The organism is Streptomyces sp. NPDC102467, assembly GCF_044765445.1.
Classification (GTDB): domain Bacteria; phylum Actinomycetota; class Actinomycetes; order Streptomycetales; family Streptomycetaceae; genus Streptomyces.
In genome coordinates, this window is the sequence record NZ_JBIWKA010000005.1 from 476390 (window position 1) to 494760 (window position 18371).

At 70.7% G+C, this 18371-nt stretch carries 7 protein-coding genes and 1 pseudogene; 4 read left to right on the forward strand and 4 right to left on the reverse strand.

The features are described 5' to 3' along the window. Positions 1-54 precede the first annotated feature (54 nt). The 3 genes and pseudogenes from ACIREE_RS13220 (at position 55) to tsaD (ending at position 3466) form a co-directional block, all read left to right on the forward strand. A complete protein-coding gene (locus ACIREE_RS13220) occupies positions 55-1506 on the forward strand; it encodes a glycoside hydrolase family 76 protein (protein ID WP_404150430.1) in 1452 nt (483 codons plus the stop codon). Between the two features lie 505 nt (positions 1507-2011). Beyond that, positions 2012-2263 (forward strand): annotated as a pseudogene (locus tag ACIREE_RS13225) (aminotransferase); the annotation flags it as partial. Positions 2264-2404: 141 nt separating this feature from the next. Further along, positions 2405-3466: a tRNA (adenosine(37)-N6)-threonylcarbamoyltransferase complex transferase subunit TsaD gene (tsaD, locus tag ACIREE_RS13230; protein ID WP_404150509.1), complete on the forward strand. Its 1062-nt coding sequence runs from the start codon at positions 2405-2407 to the stop codon at positions 3464-3466. 146 nt (positions 3467-3612) lie between these two features. Here the strand turns inward: tsaD and ACIREE_RS13235 are convergent, their stop codons facing one another. The 4 genes from ACIREE_RS13235 to ACIREE_RS13250 form a co-directional block, all read right to left on the reverse strand. Beyond that, positions 3613-3786 (reverse strand): hypothetical protein, encoded by a 174-nt coding sequence (locus ACIREE_RS13235; RefSeq protein WP_404150432.1) that lies wholly within the window; start codon positions 3784-3786, stop codon positions 3613-3615. A 382-nt stretch (positions 3787-4168) separates the two neighbouring features. After that, positions 4169-7468, reverse strand: a complete 3300-nt coding sequence (locus tag ACIREE_RS13240) for an ATP-binding protein (RefSeq protein WP_404150434.1) — start codon at positions 7466-7468, stop codon at positions 4169-4171. An 83-nt stretch (positions 7469-7551) separates the two neighbouring features. Beyond that, on the reverse strand, positions 7552-10440 hold the full coding sequence (locus tag ACIREE_RS13245; protein WP_404150436.1) for an FG-GAP-like repeat-containing protein: 2889 nt from the start codon (positions 10438-10440) through the stop codon (positions 7552-7554). Beyond that, positions 10440-13004 (reverse strand): S8 family serine peptidase, encoded by a 2565-nt coding sequence (locus ACIREE_RS13250; protein WP_404150438.1) that lies wholly within the window; start codon positions 13002-13004, stop codon positions 10440-10442. Before ACIREE_RS13250 ends, ACIREE_RS13245 begins: the two co-directional genes overlap by 1 nt. Positions 13005-13290: 286 nt before the next feature. Here ACIREE_RS13250 and ACIREE_RS13255 point away from each other — a divergent pair, with 286 nt between their 5' ends. After that, on the forward strand, positions 13291-18357 hold the full coding sequence (locus tag ACIREE_RS13255; protein ID WP_404150440.1) for a DUF5979 domain-containing protein: 5067 nt from the start codon (positions 13291-13293) through the stop codon (positions 18355-18357). Positions 18358-18371: the final 14 nt, after the last annotated feature.

The following is an 18371-nucleotide window of genomic DNA, read 5'->3' on the forward strand; positions in this document are numbered from 1 at the left end:
GTACTCGCACACACCGCGTCCCCACCATGCCAAGACGTGTCGGGAGCCTCTTCCATGAACCCATTGAGATCCACATCGGTCGCCGTGTCGGCCGCTCTGACAACGTTGTCCGCACTGCTGATCGGCGGGGTGTCGTCACCACCCGCCGCCGCGGCGCCGACGTCCCTGTGCAACAAGTACTGCGACGCCCGGGACCCCTCGCTGAGCCCCCAGGACCGCGTTCCCGTCAGCACCACGGTCTCCGCGCGGTCGGTCGCGCTGCACTTCGACGACACCGACGCGATGGGCTGGGCGTCCATCGACAACGGCGGACCCGGCGATCGCGTGTGGCTGGACCGGTCCATGGACGGCGGACGGACCTGGGCCTCGGGCAGCCGCCTCGGCGACACCGCCGTACCGGCCGGAGGGCGGGGCTGGCGCACACAGATGTACAACGTCGACGACTGGAACGCCCGGGGAGTCGGAGCCCTTCGGGCCTGCGGCCAGCCGGCCGGCGGAGCCATCGCGTGTACAGCGTGGGCGCGGACCACCTGGAACGCGGGCAGTCGGAGCACCGCGGCAGCCACCGCGCTGATGATGTCGTTCGACCGGACCAGCAAGCTTTTCGGCGGAAACGGCTGGTGGACCAGTGCCAACGCACTGACCGCGATCATCGACAACAGCCGTATCAGCGGCATGGGCAGCTACACCTACGCCATCGCCGAGACATACGACAAGAACGTCAACGCGCAGGGAGGGCAGTTCCGGAACGAGTACCTCGACGACACCGGGTGGTGGGGGCTTGCCTGGATCGCCGCCTACGACGCGACCGGCGACAGCCGGTATCTCGCCACCGCGCGGGCCGACGCGGACCACATGAACGCCAACTGGAACAACACCTGTGGTGGCGGGGTCCGTTGGAACACGAATGGCAATTACAAGAACGCCATCACCAACGAGCTGTTCCTCCGTCTCACTTCGGCCCTGCACAACCGCATCCCCGGCGACACCGTGTACCTGAACCAGGCGAAGAGCGAATGGAACTGGTTCCGGAACAGCGGCATGATCAACGGTGGCCACATGATCAACGACGGTCTCAATGACTCCTGCGCCAACAACGGCCAGCCCACCTGGACGTACAACCAGGGCGTCATCCTGGGGGCGTTGACCGAACTCCACAGAGCCACCGGCGACGCCGCTCTCCTGACCACGGCACGGCAACTGGCCGATGCCTCCACCGTCCGGCTCCAGACGAACGGCGTCCTGCGCGAACCGGGCGAGGGCGACAGCTGCACGGGGGACGGCCCGAGCTTCAAGGGCGCCTACGTCCGCGGACTCGGCACGCTCAACCGCCAACTCTCCGACCACCCCTACGCCCCGGCCCTCACCCGCTGGGCGAACAGCGCCTACGACAAGGACCGCAACGCGCTCGACCAGTACGGCCCGCACTGGAGCGGGGGCGGCGGCGCCACCGACTACGGCTGCCAGCAGAGCGTGCTCGACCTCCTCAACGCCGCCACAGGCTGAAACCGGCACGGTGCCGAACGGGTCACGTCGCGTCCGCCGCACCGAAGTTGGGATCGCGTGCCGAACCGGGCCTGACGCACCCGTTGGACTCACCGTGCGACAAGGCTTGTTTTTTCGTTGGCACTTGTTTCTTTTGGCATGGAGCTTGACGGCAAATTCAACACGACACCACACTGTCGCGCGGCTGACCCGACCGTCCGTAGTCGGTGTCCACCCGCGACAGCGGCAAGCCGCTGTGGGCCGGCGAGGGCGGCTCGAACGACATGGACTCCGGCGCCCCCGCGGTGATCCGGTCGATCCTGCGGCGTAGGGCAGGTTCGGGGTGATCGCGGCGTACTCGATCGGTGAGAGCACCTGGGCGACCGCGCGGGTCACCCAATTCACCCAGCCGGGCTGGAAGTTCATCAACTCCGCCTCGGGCCACCTCGGCGGTGCGGCGTCCAACGGCAGCTACGTGACGCTGAAGTCGCCGAACGGCTCCGACTGCTCCACCGTCCTGGGCGTGCGCGTCCGTGACGCACTTCTTGAGCAGGGCTGGACCGTGCCCGAGAGCCAGGCCGACTTCGTCTGGCTCCGCCTCGGTCGGGAGACCGCCGCGTTCGCCGAGCACTGCGGCGACGCCGGGGTGACCGTGCGGCCCTACGGCCGGGACGGCGTCCGGATCACCATCGGGGAACGAGAGGCGAACGAGGACCTGTTGGCCGCGGCGGCTCGTTTTCATCGTCAGGAACTCACTGCATCGCTCAGCACGGGGTGAGGCGGCGGGGGGTACACCCTCCCCTCTGTCGGCGACTGCGCGAACCGACTCGCTGGGCAGACCGGGCGATCCGCCCTTTCTTACTGCACATATATTGCAACTAAGCAGAATGTGCAGAAGGAGGTCGTGGTGAGCGCACCGGTGGTGCTGGGGATCGAGTCGTCGTGCGACGAGACCGGCGCGGGCATCGTGCAGGACGGAAAGCTGCTGGCCCACGTGGTGGCGTCGAGCATGGACGAGCACGCCCGCTTCGGCGGCGTGGTCCCCGAGATCGCGTCCCGCGCGCACCTCCAGGCGTTCACGCCGGTCGTGCGACAGGCTCTGGCCGAGGCCGGGCTGCGGCTCGGGCAGATCGACGCGGTCGCCGTCACTACCGGTCCGGGTCTGTCGGGCGCGCTGCAGGTCGGCCTGGCCGGAGCGAAATCTCTCGCCTACGCGGCGGGCGTCCCGCTCTACGGGGTGCACCATCTGGCCGGGCACGTCGCCGCCGACACCCTGGAGCACGGCCCGCTGCCCGAACCGTGCGTCGTCCTGATCGTCTCGGGTGGTCACACGTCGCTGCTCCTCGTCCGGGATCTGGTGCGCGAGCCGATCCTGCACCTGGGTGACACCCTCGACGACGCGGCGGGCGAGTGCTTCGACAAGGTCGCCCGCATCCTCGGCCTGCCCTACCCGGGCGGCCCCGCCATCGACCGTGCCGCGAGAGCCGGCAACCCGGACGCGGTCGCCTTCCCCCGTCCGCTGACCAAGGGCAGCGACGACCCGTACGCCTTCTCCTTCTCCGGCCTCAAGACGGCGGCGGCCCGGTGGGTGGAACAGCACCGCCTGCGCGGCGAGGAACCCTCGGTCGCCGACGGGGCCGCCGCACTGCAGGAAGCCGTCGCCGACGTCCTCACCCGCAAAGCCCTCCGCGCGTGCCGCGACCACGGCGTGCGCACGCTGATCGTGGTCGGCGGAGTGGCGGCCAACTCCCGTGTACGCGCCCTGGCGGAACAGCGCTGCGCCGCAGCCGGGATCGAACTCCGGGTGCCGCCGATGACGCTGTGCACGGACAACGGCGCCATGATCGCCGCCGTGGGGGACCTGCTCGTACGATCCGGCGCCGAACCGGCCCCGCTCGATGTGTCCATCGACCCGTCCGCACCCCTGGAGTACGCCTCCCTCACCCCGCTCTCCGCCCCTGCGGTCCGGGCCGCGTGCTGAGCCCGGCGGTCGACGAGGACCGCTCCATGGAGTTCCGGCATGGGCCTGGAGCGCACGGCCCCCTGCTCCAGGGCGTCGACAACCTCTACGAGATCGACGAGACGATCGCGTCTGGTTGCAGGCCCGCCAGATCCGGGTCGGCTCGGTCAGGCGAACCAGAGTGCTCGTGCGACGAGAAGCAGCACCACCAGTGCCACGACGGTGGCTTCCTTCCAGAGCAGGCGTCGGATCTGTCGGCTGTCGGATTCGGTGTACTGGGCGGCGCGGCGGGCGAGTTCGGGATGGCGCAGGGTGGCTTCTGTGGGGCTTTCGCTTGTCACCGGTGGCTGTGGGCGCGGTTCACCGTGCGGGCTCATCCGTGTCGACCTTTCCGGTTTTGACGGTTTTCTGCCACGTCATGTCTGCGTGGCGGAGCTCGGCGACGAAGGCTGCGACGGCGCAGGCGGCGAGGAGTGTGCCGCCGCAGTCGGGCGGAATCGCGGTCGACCAGGAGCAAGCGCGCGCTGACCGGCGGAGAGCCGGCCGGGGCAGCAGCGTCATTCCGATTAAATTCTACGAATTCAGGCATAACGTCATCAGTGTATGAAAAATATCCGTATCCCTGCGGGGTCGTCGCTCGGTGACGCAGGCAGAGACGTGCTCGGATCCCCGTGCCGCCGTCCCCGTGCGCTTCGTGGCCAGGGGCCAAGGCCCGGCGCGGGGTCACCCCCGCGCCGAAGCCCTCCGGGCCTCGGCGATCCGCCCCATCCCCGCCGGGTAGGGCAGGCTCCGGGCCAGCGCCTCCGCGACCTCCAGGGCCCGGGCCCCGGCGTTGCCACCCAGGGCCACCGCATGCACCACCCCGGCATCCACTTCGGCAAGGCGCTCACCGCTGCCGCGGGCCCGCTCCATCTCCCCGGCGGCGATCAGCTGTGCCGCCTCCCGTCGACCGGCGAGCACGTGGGCCCACGCCATCAGGACGGGTGCCTCGTCCTCGCGCAGCAGCTCGCGGACGCGTTCGGGACGCTCCTGGCGCAGGGCCAGTTCGGCCCGTGCCGTGCGTACCTCGAAGCGGGCCTGCTGGTCACGTGCCATGCCGACCGATTGCTCCGCACGATCCAGCGGGCCGGCCGCCCGCTCGGGCTCCCCGGCCCGCATCAGCACCCGCGCCAGCGCGGCCAGCGCATACGGCAGCGACCACGCGTCGTTCGTGTCGGCGCCCGCCACCGCTGCCTCGGCCAATTCGCGGGCGGCATCGAACTCCTCGAGCAGCAGCCGCAGTTCGGCCAGATTCGCCCGCTCGAACGCGGCCGCCGTCGGGTCCCCGGATTCCTCGGCGAGGACCAGCGCCCGCTGTCCGGTGGCAACCGCCTCCCGCAGCCGCCCGCTGCGCCGCGCGTTCTCCCGTAGTACGGACAGCACGGAGCCGAGCAGCGCGGAGTCCCCGTATGCGCGGGCGGGAGCGAGTGCCAGATCGGCGGCCTCGCGGGCCTCGTTGAAGCGGCCGGCGAGCGCCAGGTTGGTGGCCTGTCCGGAGTAGCAGCGTGCCAGGAGCCCCTGGCCGGTCAAGCCCGGCACCCGCAAGGTGGGGGCGAGAGCGTGCCGGGCGGCCGCGTAGCCGTCCGCGTACCGTCCCTGAACGCCCAGCACGATCGCCCGCGTGAGGTGGTGGGTCGCCGTCGGTTCGGGCGCGGTGTCCTCGGTGGGCGGGTGCGCGGCCAGTACGCGGTGGGCGGCCTGCGCGTCCTCGGCCTTGACGAGGGTCTCCGCGAGCCGGGCCGCCGCGAGCACGGTGTCGTCGTGGTCGTCGCGCCGTACGAATTCGGCGAGCGCGCGCCGCAGTACGTCGGCAGCAGCACCGAAGTGACCCATCCGGCGCAGCACTTGGGCGTGCGCGAGCCGGGCGCGGGCGGCGTCCACGTCGAGCCGGGCGACCAGGTCGCGGTAGTAGCGGTCGGCGGTGTCGTTGGCGTACACGGCGGCGGCGCGCTCCGCGGCCCGGCGCAGATACGCGGCGGCGCGCGGATCGTCGGCCCGGGTGAAGTGCGAGGCGAGCGTGTCCACGGCGTCCGGGCGGCGGCGCAGCACGGTCTGGGCGAACGCGGCGTGCAGCTGCTGCCGCCGTACGTCGCTCAACTGCTCGTAGCAGGTGAGGCGGACCAGCGGATGGCGGAAGGCGAGGCCGGCCTCGGCCCGTCCGGCGACGACCACCTTGCGTTCCTCGATGAGCGCGGCGCCGATGGCGTCCTCGATGGCGTCGGCGGCGCCCGCGGCGTCGACAGCGGGCCGCAGCCCCTGCGCGGCGACGTCGAGCAGCTCGCTCAGCGCCGCCTCGCCGCCCGCGACGGACAGCGCCTCCACGACCCGGCGGGTCTCACGGCCGAGCCGGCCGAGCCGCCCGGCCACCAACTGCCGTACGCCGTCGGGTGCTTCGTCGCCGCCGGTGCCCCGGGCGAGTTCGAGGGCGAACAGCGGGTTGCCGAGGGAGAGTTCCCACACCTGTCCGAGCCGGTCGTCGGAGCGGGTCCGCGGCGCGGCGTCGCGGACCACGGCAAGGCACGCCTCTCGGTCGAGACGGCCCAACTCCTCCTGAGTGATCAGGTGTTGGCGGGTCAGGTGGGCCAGAGCGAGACGCCGGGCGTCGCCCTCGGGTACTTCCTCGGCGCGGTACGTCACCAGAAAACGCAAGGCGCTGCCCGTGGCGGCGGCCCGCCGGGCGAGATGGCTGAGCAGCTGGTACGAGCCCTCGTCGGCGGCGTGCAGATCGTCCAGGACCACCAACACCGGGCGGCTCGCGGCGAGTTCGCCGAGTACGCCCGACGCGGCCCGGAACAGCCGGTCGCGTTCTTCCTCGGGGCCGCGCCGTTCACCGGTGTGTACCCGGCCGAGCGACGGCAGGAACGCGGCCAGTTCGGGGTACTCGGCGCCGACCCGGGCCCGCTCCCCGGCGTTCCGGTCGACGAGCCAGCCGTCGAGGGCCTCGGCGAACGCCCCGTACGGCGTGTGCCCCTCCGCGTCGTGCCCGCCGCCCCACAGCACAGCGGCCCCGGCCCCGGCGGCCCGCCGCGCCACCTCGCCGGCCAGCCGGGTCTTGCCGATGCCCGCCTCGCCGGTGAGCAGGGTGATGGGCGGGCCGCCCGCGCCGAGCAGCCGGGCGAGGATCTCGTCGCGGCCGTGCACCGGCGCCGCCTCGGCGCGCAGCGGTGCGGGCAGCACGGGCGCGGACGGCGCCGCCGCGGGCGCGGTGTCCAGAGCCGCCCGGTGCAGCCGTTCGGTCTCCGGGCCCGGTCGCACCCCGAGTTCGGCGTCGAGGGCGGATCGGCACACGTGGTACTGGTGCACGGCCCGACGCCGCAGCCCCTGACGCAGGAGGGCCTCGATGACGATGCGGTGGGCGGCTTCCTCGGCGGGACTGGCGAGAAGCACCTGCTCGGCGACGGTGATCGCCTCGGCGGGAGACCCCTGCGCCATGTGCGCGGCGGCGAGCGCGAGCAGCACTTCCTCGCGCAGGGCGACGAGTTGCTCCCGCCGGGACTGCGCCCAGCTCGCGTACCGGTCCTCGGGCAGCAGCTCTCCGGTGAACAGGACGAGGGCGGCGGCGAGGGTGTGGGGGTCCTGGGTGGTGAGGGCGGTCCGGGCGGTCGCCTCGGCCTCGTCGGCGTCGATGCGTACGGTGGCCGGATCGAGGCGCAGCAGGGCGCCGTCGGATATCAGGTACGACGAGGCGGCGCGCGGGGCGAGTTCGGGTTGCAGGGCGCGGCGCGCGGCGTGCAGGGCGACCCGCAGACTGCCGGTCGCGGACTGCTGGTCGGCGTCCGGCCAGCAGATGTCCCGCACCTGCTCGCGATGGAGCTGATGGTCGGGGACGACGGCGAGCAGCTTGACCAGCGTCTGGGCGCTGGGTCGGGTCCAGCGCCCGGCGGGCGCGGGCCCGCTGTCACGCGTAGCCGCGAAACCGCCGAAAAGGTGCAGGCGCAGCAGGGGAGTGGCCGGAATCGTGCTGTCCGTCTGCTGCGCGTTCATGAGGGCGCCAGCGTAACCGAGCAGGCTGAGACCCCCTGGGCGAGGCCCAGGGGGTCCGGATGCTCGTGGTCGGGCGGCGGGGGTCAGGACACCTTGAGCGCGGTCACGCCGTGGATGTTGTTGTTCGGGACGTAGTAGCCGCCGCCGGTCTGCTCCGCCGTCTGGTTCACGCCGCGGTCGTCGAAGTTGAGGGCGACGACCTCGTCGTCGCCGTCACCGTCGAAGTCGCCGGTGACGAAGTTGCGGGAGCCGCTGATGGTCGGGCTCTTGCCGAGGTAGTCGGGGTAGTCCTGCCCGCCGCTCAGGACGGCCGGGTCCCACAGGTAGGGGCCGCCGGCGGTGCCGGTGAGGACCACCCTCCTGCCACCCGGGGCGGTGAACCAGGTGGCCGTTCCGGTCGGCGGGATGAGGACGACACGGTTGTCCTTGCCGTCGGGGCCGTAGGTGCGGATCGCCGCGGTCCCGGCCTCGAGCAGGACGCCGTCACCGTTGAGGTAGTTGCTGTGCGTCCACAGGCCGCCGCCGATCGCGGTGTGCAGGATCTCGCCGGTACGGCCGTCACGGATCTCGGTGACGTTGAACGGGCTGAAGCCGTCGGAGGCGGTCGCGCCGGCCGGCGCCCACACGACCCACGTGTAGGCGACGCCGTGTCCGTCGGCGTAGGGGATGGCGGGGGAGGAGTACACGGCGTTGTCGAACAGGCCTCCACGGACCCGGCCGTCCTGAGCCCCGGCCGGCGCCTTCGGAGCGGAGGCCCAGCCCAGGGCGCCCGTCCCGGCGTCCAGCTGGACGGCCTTGAGCGTCGGGTTGTCGAGGGTGAAGGCCTGGTCACTGGCGTACTGCACGTACACATGGCCGTCGTTGACCGACACGTCGGAGAAGTAGACGTCCCCTGCGTCGGCCGGGGCCGCGTACGACCACAACTGCTTGCCGCTGCCCTTGTAGGCGGTCAGCTTGTTCGTCGGGACGAGGATGTCCTTCTTGCCGTCACCGTCGAGGTCGGACAGGGCGACGGAGCGGACGTAGTGGCCGCCGCCGTCGATGGTGCGCAGCGTGGCGCCGGTGCGGGAGTCCAGGACGACGACCGCGCTGTCCGCGGCGACCACGATCTCCGGCGTCTTGTCCCCGGTCACGTCGGCGACCTCGATGCGGTGCACCGCGCCCGGGAGCGCGGCCCGCCACAACTGCTTCGGCTTGCCGTCGAGCAGCGAGGTGCCCGAGTAGGCCCACACGCCGTTCGACTGGCCGCCCTCGATGAGGTCGGCCTTCTTGTCGCCGTCGACATCGAGGGCCTTGCCGTACGCCATGTCGGCCTGGAGCGGCGTCAGTTGCTGCTGTGCGCCGCCGGCCAGGTCGTAGGTGCGGACGTTCTGGTCACTGTCGACGGTCCGGATGTGCCGGCCGGCCTTGTCCTTGAAGATGTCCTGGAACGTGGGTGACGCGGTGGCGCCCTTGGTCTGCCAGGCGACCTTGCCCTTGGCGTTGAACACCGTCAGCGATCCGTACCGGCCGGCCGCGTTGATCGCTGTGCCGAACTTGGTGTCGTCCTGGCCGGCGGCCACGAGCTTGCTGCCGACGACGGTGAGGCGCCAGGTGCTGGGGCCGTCATGGCCGTTGTCCGCAGCGCGTTTTGTGGTGTGCTGCCACAGCGCCGTGTCGGGGTCGTCGCCGTCCAGGACCCGGACGGTGCTCGCGTTGACGAACAGGCTGTCCGTGAGCGAGGACTCGCTGACCGCGTACTCGTCGGCCGCAGATTCGCTGAGGTCGCCGACCGTGAACGCGGTGGGCAGCACATTGACGCGGTCGGTCAGCGTGGTGCGGCGGCCCGTCTTCAGGTCGTACGCGGCGACCTGGTAGCGGACCTCGTCGGAGAGGTCGGCCTGCTCCACGGCGACGAGCCGGCCGCGCCCGGAGTCCAGGCCCAGCTGACGCCCGTACAGCGCACTGTCCGTCTGCCACTGCACGGAGCCGTCGTTCGTGTCGAGCACGAGGGTGCGGCCGCGCGCGGTGGTGATGTCGGTCTTGCGCAGGTTCCAGGAGACGGCCGCTCTGCCACCGCCGAGGTCCTGGACCGCGCCCCAGGTCGCGGGCTGCACCTCACCGGTGTCGTACGTCCACGAGCTGGCCTCGCCGAGGGCGCCGCCGGCGTAGGAGAAACGGGTGCCGGTGATCTTCGCGGTGGCGGTGGCCGGGGCGTCGTCGTTCTGCCGCGGCGCGTCGGCGACGAGCAGCGCACCGTCGACGATCTTGACCATGCCCGCGAAGGCGTAGAACTTCGACCACATCGTCCTGCCGGTCGCGCCGTCGAGGATCGTCACGAAGGTGCCGGACGTCATCGTCGTGCCGGGGACCACCACCCCGGAGGGCGGGCTCATGCCGACGCTCGCCGAGAAGACCACGTCGGGCACGCCGTCCCCCGTCAGGTCGCCGGTGTCGTAACCCTGCCCGGAGGTGGGCGTGAACGGGGAGACCGCGTTGTAGCCCATCAGCAGGCGCGGCGGGTAGAACTCGGTCTCCCACACGCGCAGGTGCTTGACCTTCCAGTCCGCGTACAGCGAGGCACTGTCGCGGCTCCACTGCTCGGTGCCGTCGGCGGTGGTCCGCGCGATGTGGCCGAGCGTGTGCAGGGTGAAGTAGTCACCCTTCTTGTTGCCGACGGGGACGGTGGCTCCGTAGCCGCGCACGCCCTCGATCTTCGACGTGGCGGTCATGGACAGGGAGTTGCTGTCGGTGGAGGCGCCGGTGCCGGACGCGGCGCCGGTCTTGCTCTGCGCGTCGTCGGCCGCCTTGTCGTCGACCGGGCCGTCCGACTGGAGCCGCTTGGCGAGTGTGTCGGCCTGCTTGCTCGTGAGGTGCATGGCGTCGCTGCCGGAGTCGGCGGCCAGGGCGTGCGGGGCGGCCGTCAGCGCGAGACCGGCCGCGACCAGGAGGGAGGCGAGCCGCAGGGCGCGCCGCGAGTCATGGGCTGTCATCACTTGTCTTCCTGGGCGAAGTGAACGGCCGAACCGGCGGTGACGACCGCCTGGTCGTAGGCGTACTGGAGGCCGTCGGTGCCGGTCTGGTTCTCGATGCCGACCGTGGCGCTCGCACCGCGGTCGCCGACGGTCTTGTACTGGAGGGTCACCGAGCCGGTGGCCTCGTCGAAGACGGCCTCGAAGGTGGCGCGGTCACCGGAACCGTTCGCATAGGCGGCCTGGTTCCAGACGATCGCGAACTTGCGGTTGCCCTTGGCGCCGGTGGTGGCTGTCTGGACGCTGGACTTGTTGTCGAGGACCAGGTCGTCCCAGAGAGCGGCGACGGTGCCGTTGGGCCGGGCAGCGGCCGGCAGCGCGGTGTTCTCGTAGTCGCCGACGCGCGGCGACAGGAAGTTGATCAGCCCGTCGGTGGTGACAGAGGCGCTGGTGTAGGAGACGCCGTACAGCGAGACGGGGAACGGCAGCGCGAGGGACTTGGCGTCCTCGTCACCGGTGAGCGCCACCTTGGTGGTGCCCTTGATCCAGGAGTACGTGACCGGCGTGCAGGTGTTGCCGTACGTGTCGGCGAGGGCGGGCAGCTTGATCTTCGCCGTCTCGTCGCCGTCAACGGTGAGCGCGTCGCGGTACACGCCGTTGCACAGGACCGGGGCGGTCGGCGTGACGGACAGGGTGTAGCTGCCGGCGGCGACCTTCGGCAGCGTGAACGTGCCGTCGGTGGCCGTCGTGACCGGTGCCACCGGGGAGTCCTCGACCTGGACCGTGGCCTTGCCGAGCGGGCGGCCCTGGACGTCGAGGACGGTGCCGGTGACGGCGTGCTCGTCGACGGCGTCGAGCGTGAAGTCCCGGGTGACGTCCTGGTCCTTGGTGACCTCGACGCCACTGACGGTCTTGTCCGCGTAGCCGTAGCCGCGCAGCGCGAAGGAGTACGTGCCCTCGGGCAGCGTCAGCCGGTAGGCGCCGTCCGCCTTGGTCTTCACGGTACGAACGGAGCCCGCCGTGTCGGTGGCCTTGACGGCGATGCCGGACAGCGCCTTGCCGGTGGCCCGGTCGGTGACCGTGCCGGTGACGGCGGAGGCGTTCTGCGGGGCCTTCTGGACGGAGGCGTAGATGTCGAGCTTGCCCTCGCCCCAGACGTTGTTGAAGCCGGCACTGCCGCCGCAGTGCGTGTCGTCCATGTCGCGCGCGCCCTCGTTCAGCAGCCGGCGCGTGGCATCGATGTCACCGATCAGCGAGGGAGCCGCCGACCACAACAGCGCGACGGCGCCCGCGACGTGCGGCGTCGCCATCGACGTACCGGAGATCGTGTTGAACGTGCTGCCCGGCCAGGTGGAACGGACGTCGACGCCCGGCGCCGAGATGTTCGGCTTCGCCGAGCCGTCGACCAGCGACGGGCCGAAGCCGGAGAAGGACGCGATGGACCCGGCGGAGTCATAGGCGCCGACACCGTAGGACGGGGCCTGCGAGCCCGGCGCGTGGCCGGTGGAGCAGGTCTGCCCGTCGCCGTCGTTGCCGGAGGCGAACGCCTCGAAGATGCCGGCCGCGTTCCACGCCTCGACGATGTCCTGGTAGAACGTCGTGTCGCCGCCGCCCCAGGAGTTGTTGACGATGTTGGGGGCGAGGTCCGGGCGCGGGTTGAGCCCGTTGTGGTCGGTCGGCGCGAGGATCCACTGGCCCGCCGCGAGCAGTGAGGTGTCCGAGCAGCTCTCCGACTCGCAGCCCTTGGCGGCGATCCAGGTCGCGTCCGGGGCGACACCGACGCCGCCCTTGCCGGCCATCGTGCCCATGGTGTGGGTGCCGTGGCCGTTGTTGTCGCAGGGGGCGGCGGTCGGGCACTCACCGGTCGGGTCGTAGAAGTTGTAGTCGTGCGTGAAGGAACCGTCGCCGTTGTTGCCGCGGTAGTTGGCGACCAGGTCCGGGTGGTCGTACTGCACCCCGGAGTCGACGTTGGCGACGACGATGCCGTCACCGCGCGCGTCGTACTCGTCCCAGACCTTGTCGGCCTCGATGTCCTTGACACCCCACTCCGGGGTGGCGTCGTCATCCGTGGCCGCCGCCGTGACGGAGGTTTTCGTCTTCTCGACGTTCTTGGTCGAGGACTCCAGGTCGTCGAGCTTGTACTTCTGCTCCTTGACGATCTCTGCGACGTCCGAGCGCTCCGCGAGCTGCGCGACGAGATCCTGACCGCCCGTCACCTCGACGGCGTTGGCGATCCAGTAGTCCTGGTGGCCGACCTTCTTGCGGTCCAGGAACGACGTCAGGGAGGCCTGGCTCTTCTCGGCGTGGCTGCGCAGTTCCTTGAAGGCGGCCTTGGCCTTCGCGGCGTGCGAGTTCTGCCTCTTGGCGCCGGACAGGTCGGCCTGGTCCTTGAGGACGACGAAGAACGTCGCGTCGCCGCCCTTGGCCACCGCGCTGCTCAGCGACGAGCCGATCTTCGCGGTGGCCGGGGCGGACGGGGTGTCGGCGGCGACGGCCGGCATCACGCCGGCGGCCAGTGCGGTCGCGGTGAACGCGGCCGCCGCCCATACGGCGGTTCTGCGCCGGGGCGGTCGGGGCAGGTGCATCGGGGTGCTCCTCCGGGAACGGAACGGGGAGTTCGCACGCTAGAAAGCCGCCGTTACTGAGGGATTACTGGCGGCGCGAGGGAGCCGACCGCTGGAAGCCGAGGCTCGTGCCCAGCAGTTGTGCGGCTGAACGCCGAGCGAACCGGCCGGGCCGTACGCCGCCCTTGGTCCGGACGGCTCAACTAATTGACGGCTCATCACTTCTATGGCGTGGCCGCCCTTTTTCGACCGGGTTCGCACCCTACGGTCGCTCAAGATCCGGCGACATAGGTGGAGGCCCCGTTACATGCCCAGACATCCGCAGACCCTGGCGCGATTGCCCCTGGGCATCGCCATGGTGCTGAGTCTGCTGTTCGGCTCGCAGGCCGCCGCGGTCCCGATGGCACCGGTCGCGGATGACCCGCAGAGTGCGGTCGGGATCACGAAGACCAATGACGCGGGCGGGCCGCTTGAGCCGGGCGACGAGTTCATCTACACGCTCGACGGGCAGTGCTCCGGGCTGACCGTGGACTGCGTCGACTTCACCGTCACCGACACGCTCCCCGCGGGCCTGGACGTCACCAGCCTGCCGCAGTCGACCACCACCCGGGACGTCACCTACGACGAGGCGACGCGCAAGCTGACGATCGTCTACAAGCAGCCCCTGCAGAACCCCGAGGGCAAGACCGGTCTGCGCGCGGGGCAGGCGGGCACCGTGGAGATCGGCATGCGTGTGCCGGCCGACACCCAGCTCGCCGACGGCACCGTGATCAACAACGAGGCCGAGGTCTCCGCCGACAACGCCGATCCGAAGACCTCCGACACGGACATCACCGTCACCATCCCGCGCGTGGTCAAGCCGGTGGCGACGAAGTCGTGGGAGGACGGCTCGGCGATCGCGGGCACCGGCGAGGCGTCCACTATCACCCTGAACGTGCGCAACAACTCCTCGACCTCGGCCGAGGTCACCGAGCTGAGCGTGTCCGACTCCGGCGAGGACACCTTCGAGTACTTCGACTTCACCTCCGCCACCGTGACGGCCTTCCCCAAGGGGGCCGACGAGGCTCATCTGGTGGTCACCACGGCGGACGGCACCCAGCACACCGGCGCCACCATCACCGCGCCGGGCGAACTGCCGCTGCCGCGCGGTGTCGACGCCGGGGACGTCGTCGGTTTCGAGGTCGTCTTCACCAACAGCGACGGCGACCCCTTGCCGTACGACGCGACGGGCGGCACCGTCAAGGTCGGCCTGAAGCTGCGCGACACCCAGCGCTCCGACGGCTCCGACCTCAAGCCCACCGACAAGATCACCGTCAACAACTGCGCGACACCGGCGGTGAAGGAGGCCACCGAGGGCGACGTCGATGGGGCCCAGGCCTGCGACACGTACGACATCCTCCCCGACACCCTGGTGATGAACGGCACCAAGAAATTCTTCCCCGACACCGACGGTGACTTCAGCCAGGAGACCGGGGAGCACGCCGTGATCGGCGAGAACTCACCGGTGAGCACGGTGGTCGACGTCAAGAACAACTCGCCGTTCCCGGTGAAGTCGATCACGATCACCGAACCGGACGCGACGGCGACCAGTGAGTTCGACAAGCTCGACGTCGACAAGGTGCGGCTGCGCTTCCCCGACGGAGCCACCACGGCGAAGCTGACGGTCACCTACGCCGACGGCACCAGCACCACGAAGACGTACACCGAGAACACGACCGTCGACGTCGCCAAGGCCGGCACCACCGTCACCAAGGTCGAGGTGACCTACACCGGCGTCGGCGCGGACGGGGATCCCACCATCAAGGCGGGCGCCGACGCCGGGCTCGACCTGCACGGCACCCTGACCGACGCCGTCACCGAGGACGACCTGTCCTCCGGCTCCAGCCCGGGCGTCGACAACTGTGCCGGGTTCAAGGGCGACGCCGGCCGCACCGACGGCAGCGGTACCGCCTCGGGCACCGCCTGCCAGAACCTGCCGGTCGAGTCGCCGAACACCTCCGGTTCCGGCACCAAGACCGTCGACCAGACCGACGTCCCCGCGGGCCAGCCGATCCCCATGCATCTCAAGGTCACCAACAACGGCAACAAGCCGCTGGTCGACCCGGTGATCACCGACCCGCCCGCGGGACCTGACGGGAAGCCGACCGGGGAGAGCCCCTTCGACATCCTGCGGATCGACTCCGTGACGGTCTCCCCCTCCAGCGCCCCGGTCACCATCGAACTGTGGGACCCGAAAGCCGGCGGCGGCAGCGGGGCCTGGGTCGCCTACGACGACGCCAGTACCACGGTCCGGCACCGCGCCACCGGCGTCCGCGCCTCCTACGACGGCAACCTGCCGCCGCAGTCCAGCTTCACCGTCAACATCGTCACCGAGCGCCGCCGGGGCGTCGAGAACGGCGAGACGTTCTCCAACTGCTACTCCATCTCCGCGGGCGGCGACTACGAGCCGGGCGACAACGTGTGCTCGCCGGACATGACGACCGGGCCCGCCGACGACTCGGCTTCCCTGAACAAGTCGATCAGCCCCGGTGAACTCCCGCAGTACGTACCGGGGTTGCCGCGCCAGCACGCGGACGCCACCCTGACCGTGCTGAACACCGGCAACATGTCGGCGAAGTACCTGCGGATGACCGACCAGGACAAGGACTTCTTCGACGCCGTCGACCTGGTGTCCATCAAGTCCAACCAGATGCCGAAGGGCGCCGACCGCGTACAGATCGACGCCTACGTCGACGGAAAGTGGGTCAACGGCAAACCGGCCTCCTCCGCCGCCCTGCCCTCGGGCGTGAGCGCCGCGGACGTCACCGGCATCCGTGCCACCTACACCTCCACCAGCACCTCCAACGACGGCTACACGATCACCCCGTGCACCGGCAACAGCTGCGCGGGCGTCCTGGTCCTCGACGTCAGCCCGCGCCCCGCGCTGCGCAGCACCGGAGGGCCGGTCCCCAGCCACCTGGAGGACACGGTCAGCGGCCAGTTCCTCACCAAGGTCGAGGACGACGACAAGCCCAAGGCCATCGACCCGGTCACGGCCACGCTCAACCTGGTCAAGGGCGACCCGGTGCTGGACGTCAGCAAGACGCCGAACACCGTGCTCGCGCCGGGCGAGGACGCCCCCTTCTACCTGAAGGTCACCAACACCGGCACGGCCAACGTCCCCAATCTGGTGGTCAAGGACGACCTGCCGGAGGGCATCGCCTTCGTCGACACCTTCCAGGGCGACAACGGACAGCCGTACAAGATCACTGGTGCCAAGGTGCCGAGCGGCACCCCGGCCGTGCCGACCCCGGTGTTCAAGGAGACCACCAGCGGCGGCCGTGTCTCCCGGCTCAGCTGGGACTTCTCGAAGGACGCGGGCGGCAAGGCGTGGCAGTTCGCGCCGGGAGCGACGTTCACCATCGAGATCCACGTCAAGCTGGAGGCCGGGATCAACGCCGGGGACGTGGTCACCAACACCATGGGCGCCACCTCCTCCGACCCCGACCTGGCCTGCGACGGCACCTCACAGCGGGACGGCGACTTCGGTGACGGCCTGTACTGCGTCGCCGACGCCACCCTCACGGCGAAGTCCGGCGCCGCCTTCCAGGCCCGCAAGTGGGTCTCCGGCAACGACGACCTCGGCTGGTACAACACCCGCACCCGCAAGGTCGTCCCCGTCGGCGACGACTCGTGCCTGACGGCCACCGACGCCGACGGCCGCCGCTACACCGCCAACCCGTGCATCGCCCTGGTCAACCCGGGCGACCAGTACCACTACCTGATGCGCATCCAGAACGCCGGCACCGAGTCCGGCACCGCGATGCGCATCGTCGACCGGTTCCCCGTCCAGGGCGACAAGGGCGTCATCCTCGACCAGAGCCGGGGCACCGCCTGGGACAAGCGGCCCACCCTCGCCTCCCGGCCGCAGCTCGACGGTCCCGGGACCATGAGCGTGGAGTACGAGAACAACGAGCCGCTCTGCACCGACGACCTGGACATGGGCGGCGCCGGCTCCACCGCGGCCCAGTGCTCCTCCGGCACCTGGGACGACAACTACAGCGCGCGGGCCAAGGGCGCCGAGATGAAGCTCGCCTTCGCCCCCGGGCTCGCGCCAGGCGACACCGTGGACATCACCTACGCGATGGACACCCCGCTGGATGTCACCAAGAACGGTGACCCGACCATCGCCTGGAACTCCTACGCCCACAACGAGACCACCGACCGCGCGGGCTCCCCGCGCGTCCTGCAGGCCAACGAGCCCATTCAGGTCGGTGTCGCCCTCGCCTACGGTGACCTGAAGCTGGTCAAGCGCCTGGGCGAGCACCCCGACCAGCTGGACGGGCCGCTGAAGAAGGTCCCGTTCTCGTTCCACGTCACCTGCACCATCGATCCGCAGGGCGGCCGCAAGCGCACCGTCGTCGACAAGGACTACCGGGTCTCCGTCGACAAGCCGGTCACGATCGAGGGCATCCCGGCCGGCGCCGAGTGCGAGGTGTGGGAGACCTCGGCCCGCGGCGGCAGCTCCGACCACCCCGCCTCCGATCCGGTGGAGGTCACCATCAAGCCGGGCATCGGCAGGACGTCCGTGCAGACGGCCCGGGTCACCAACACCTTCGAGTTCGGCGCCCTGCAACTGATCAAGGACGTCGAAGGCGACGCCGCCCGGTACGCGGACGGCCGCACTTTCGAGGTCACCGTCTCCTGCGCACTGCCGAACGCCTCCGGCGCCGCAAGTGACCTCGTCCTGCACAAGACCTACGAGGTGGGTGCCGATGAACCCGTCACGATCAAGCCGCTGCCGGTGAACACCCGCTGCTGGGCCGAGGAGGTCGATACCGGCGGCGCCGCCGAGGCGGTCGTCGACCACGGCTCCGCCGACAATCCGGCGGTCATCACGGCGGACGACGACGCGGCCATCACCGTCACCAACACCTTCCCGGCCGGACAGCTCACCGTCACCAAGCACGTCGTCAACGGCGGCGCCGGTCCCTACGAGTTCACCCTCGACTGCACCACGGATCAGGGTGACGTGCCGCTCGCGCCGGGGGACCGGTCCTTCGAGCTGAGCGACGGCGAGAGCCGCACGATCAGCGTTCCGCAGGGCGCCGAGTGCACCGTCACCGAGAAGGACGCGCCGACGGGTGACACCGTCACGTACAAGGCGTCCGACGGCGGCAAGGACGGCGAGGTCGTCGTCGACGACACGGCGTCGGTCGACGTCACCAACACCTTCGACGAGACGCCCGACACCCCCGGCGGCCACGAGCACCACAAGGAACACCTGGCCGACACCGGCTCGTGGGGCTGGACGGTGTTCGGGCTCCTGATCGCCACACTGGCCCTGGTGGGCGGGATCATGGCCCGCAGGAGCTCCCGCAGGCGCGCCGGCTGACCCCAGCCGCGCAC

Bases quoted from the DNA above. Each gene is read 5' to 3' on its own strand.
- ACIREE_RS13220 (WP_404150430.1), top strand. From the start codon at position 55: ATGAACCCATTGAGATCCACATCGGTCGCCGTGTCGGCCGCTCTGACA.
- ACIREE_RS13240 (WP_404150434.1), bottom strand. From the start codon at position 7,468: ATGAACGCGCAGCAGACGGACAGCACGATTCCGGCCACTCCCCTGCTG.
- ACIREE_RS13245 (WP_404150436.1), bottom strand. From the start codon at position 10,440: ATGACAGCCCATGACTCGCGGCGCGCCCTGCGGCTCGCCTCCCTCCTG.
- ACIREE_RS13250 (WP_404150438.1), bottom strand. From the start codon at position 13,004: ATGCACCTGCCCCGACCGCCCCGGCGCAGAACCGCCGTATGGGCGGCG.
- ACIREE_RS13255 (WP_404150440.1), top strand. From the start codon at position 13,291: ATGCCCAGACATCCGCAGACCCTGGCGCGATTGCCCCTGGGCATCGCC.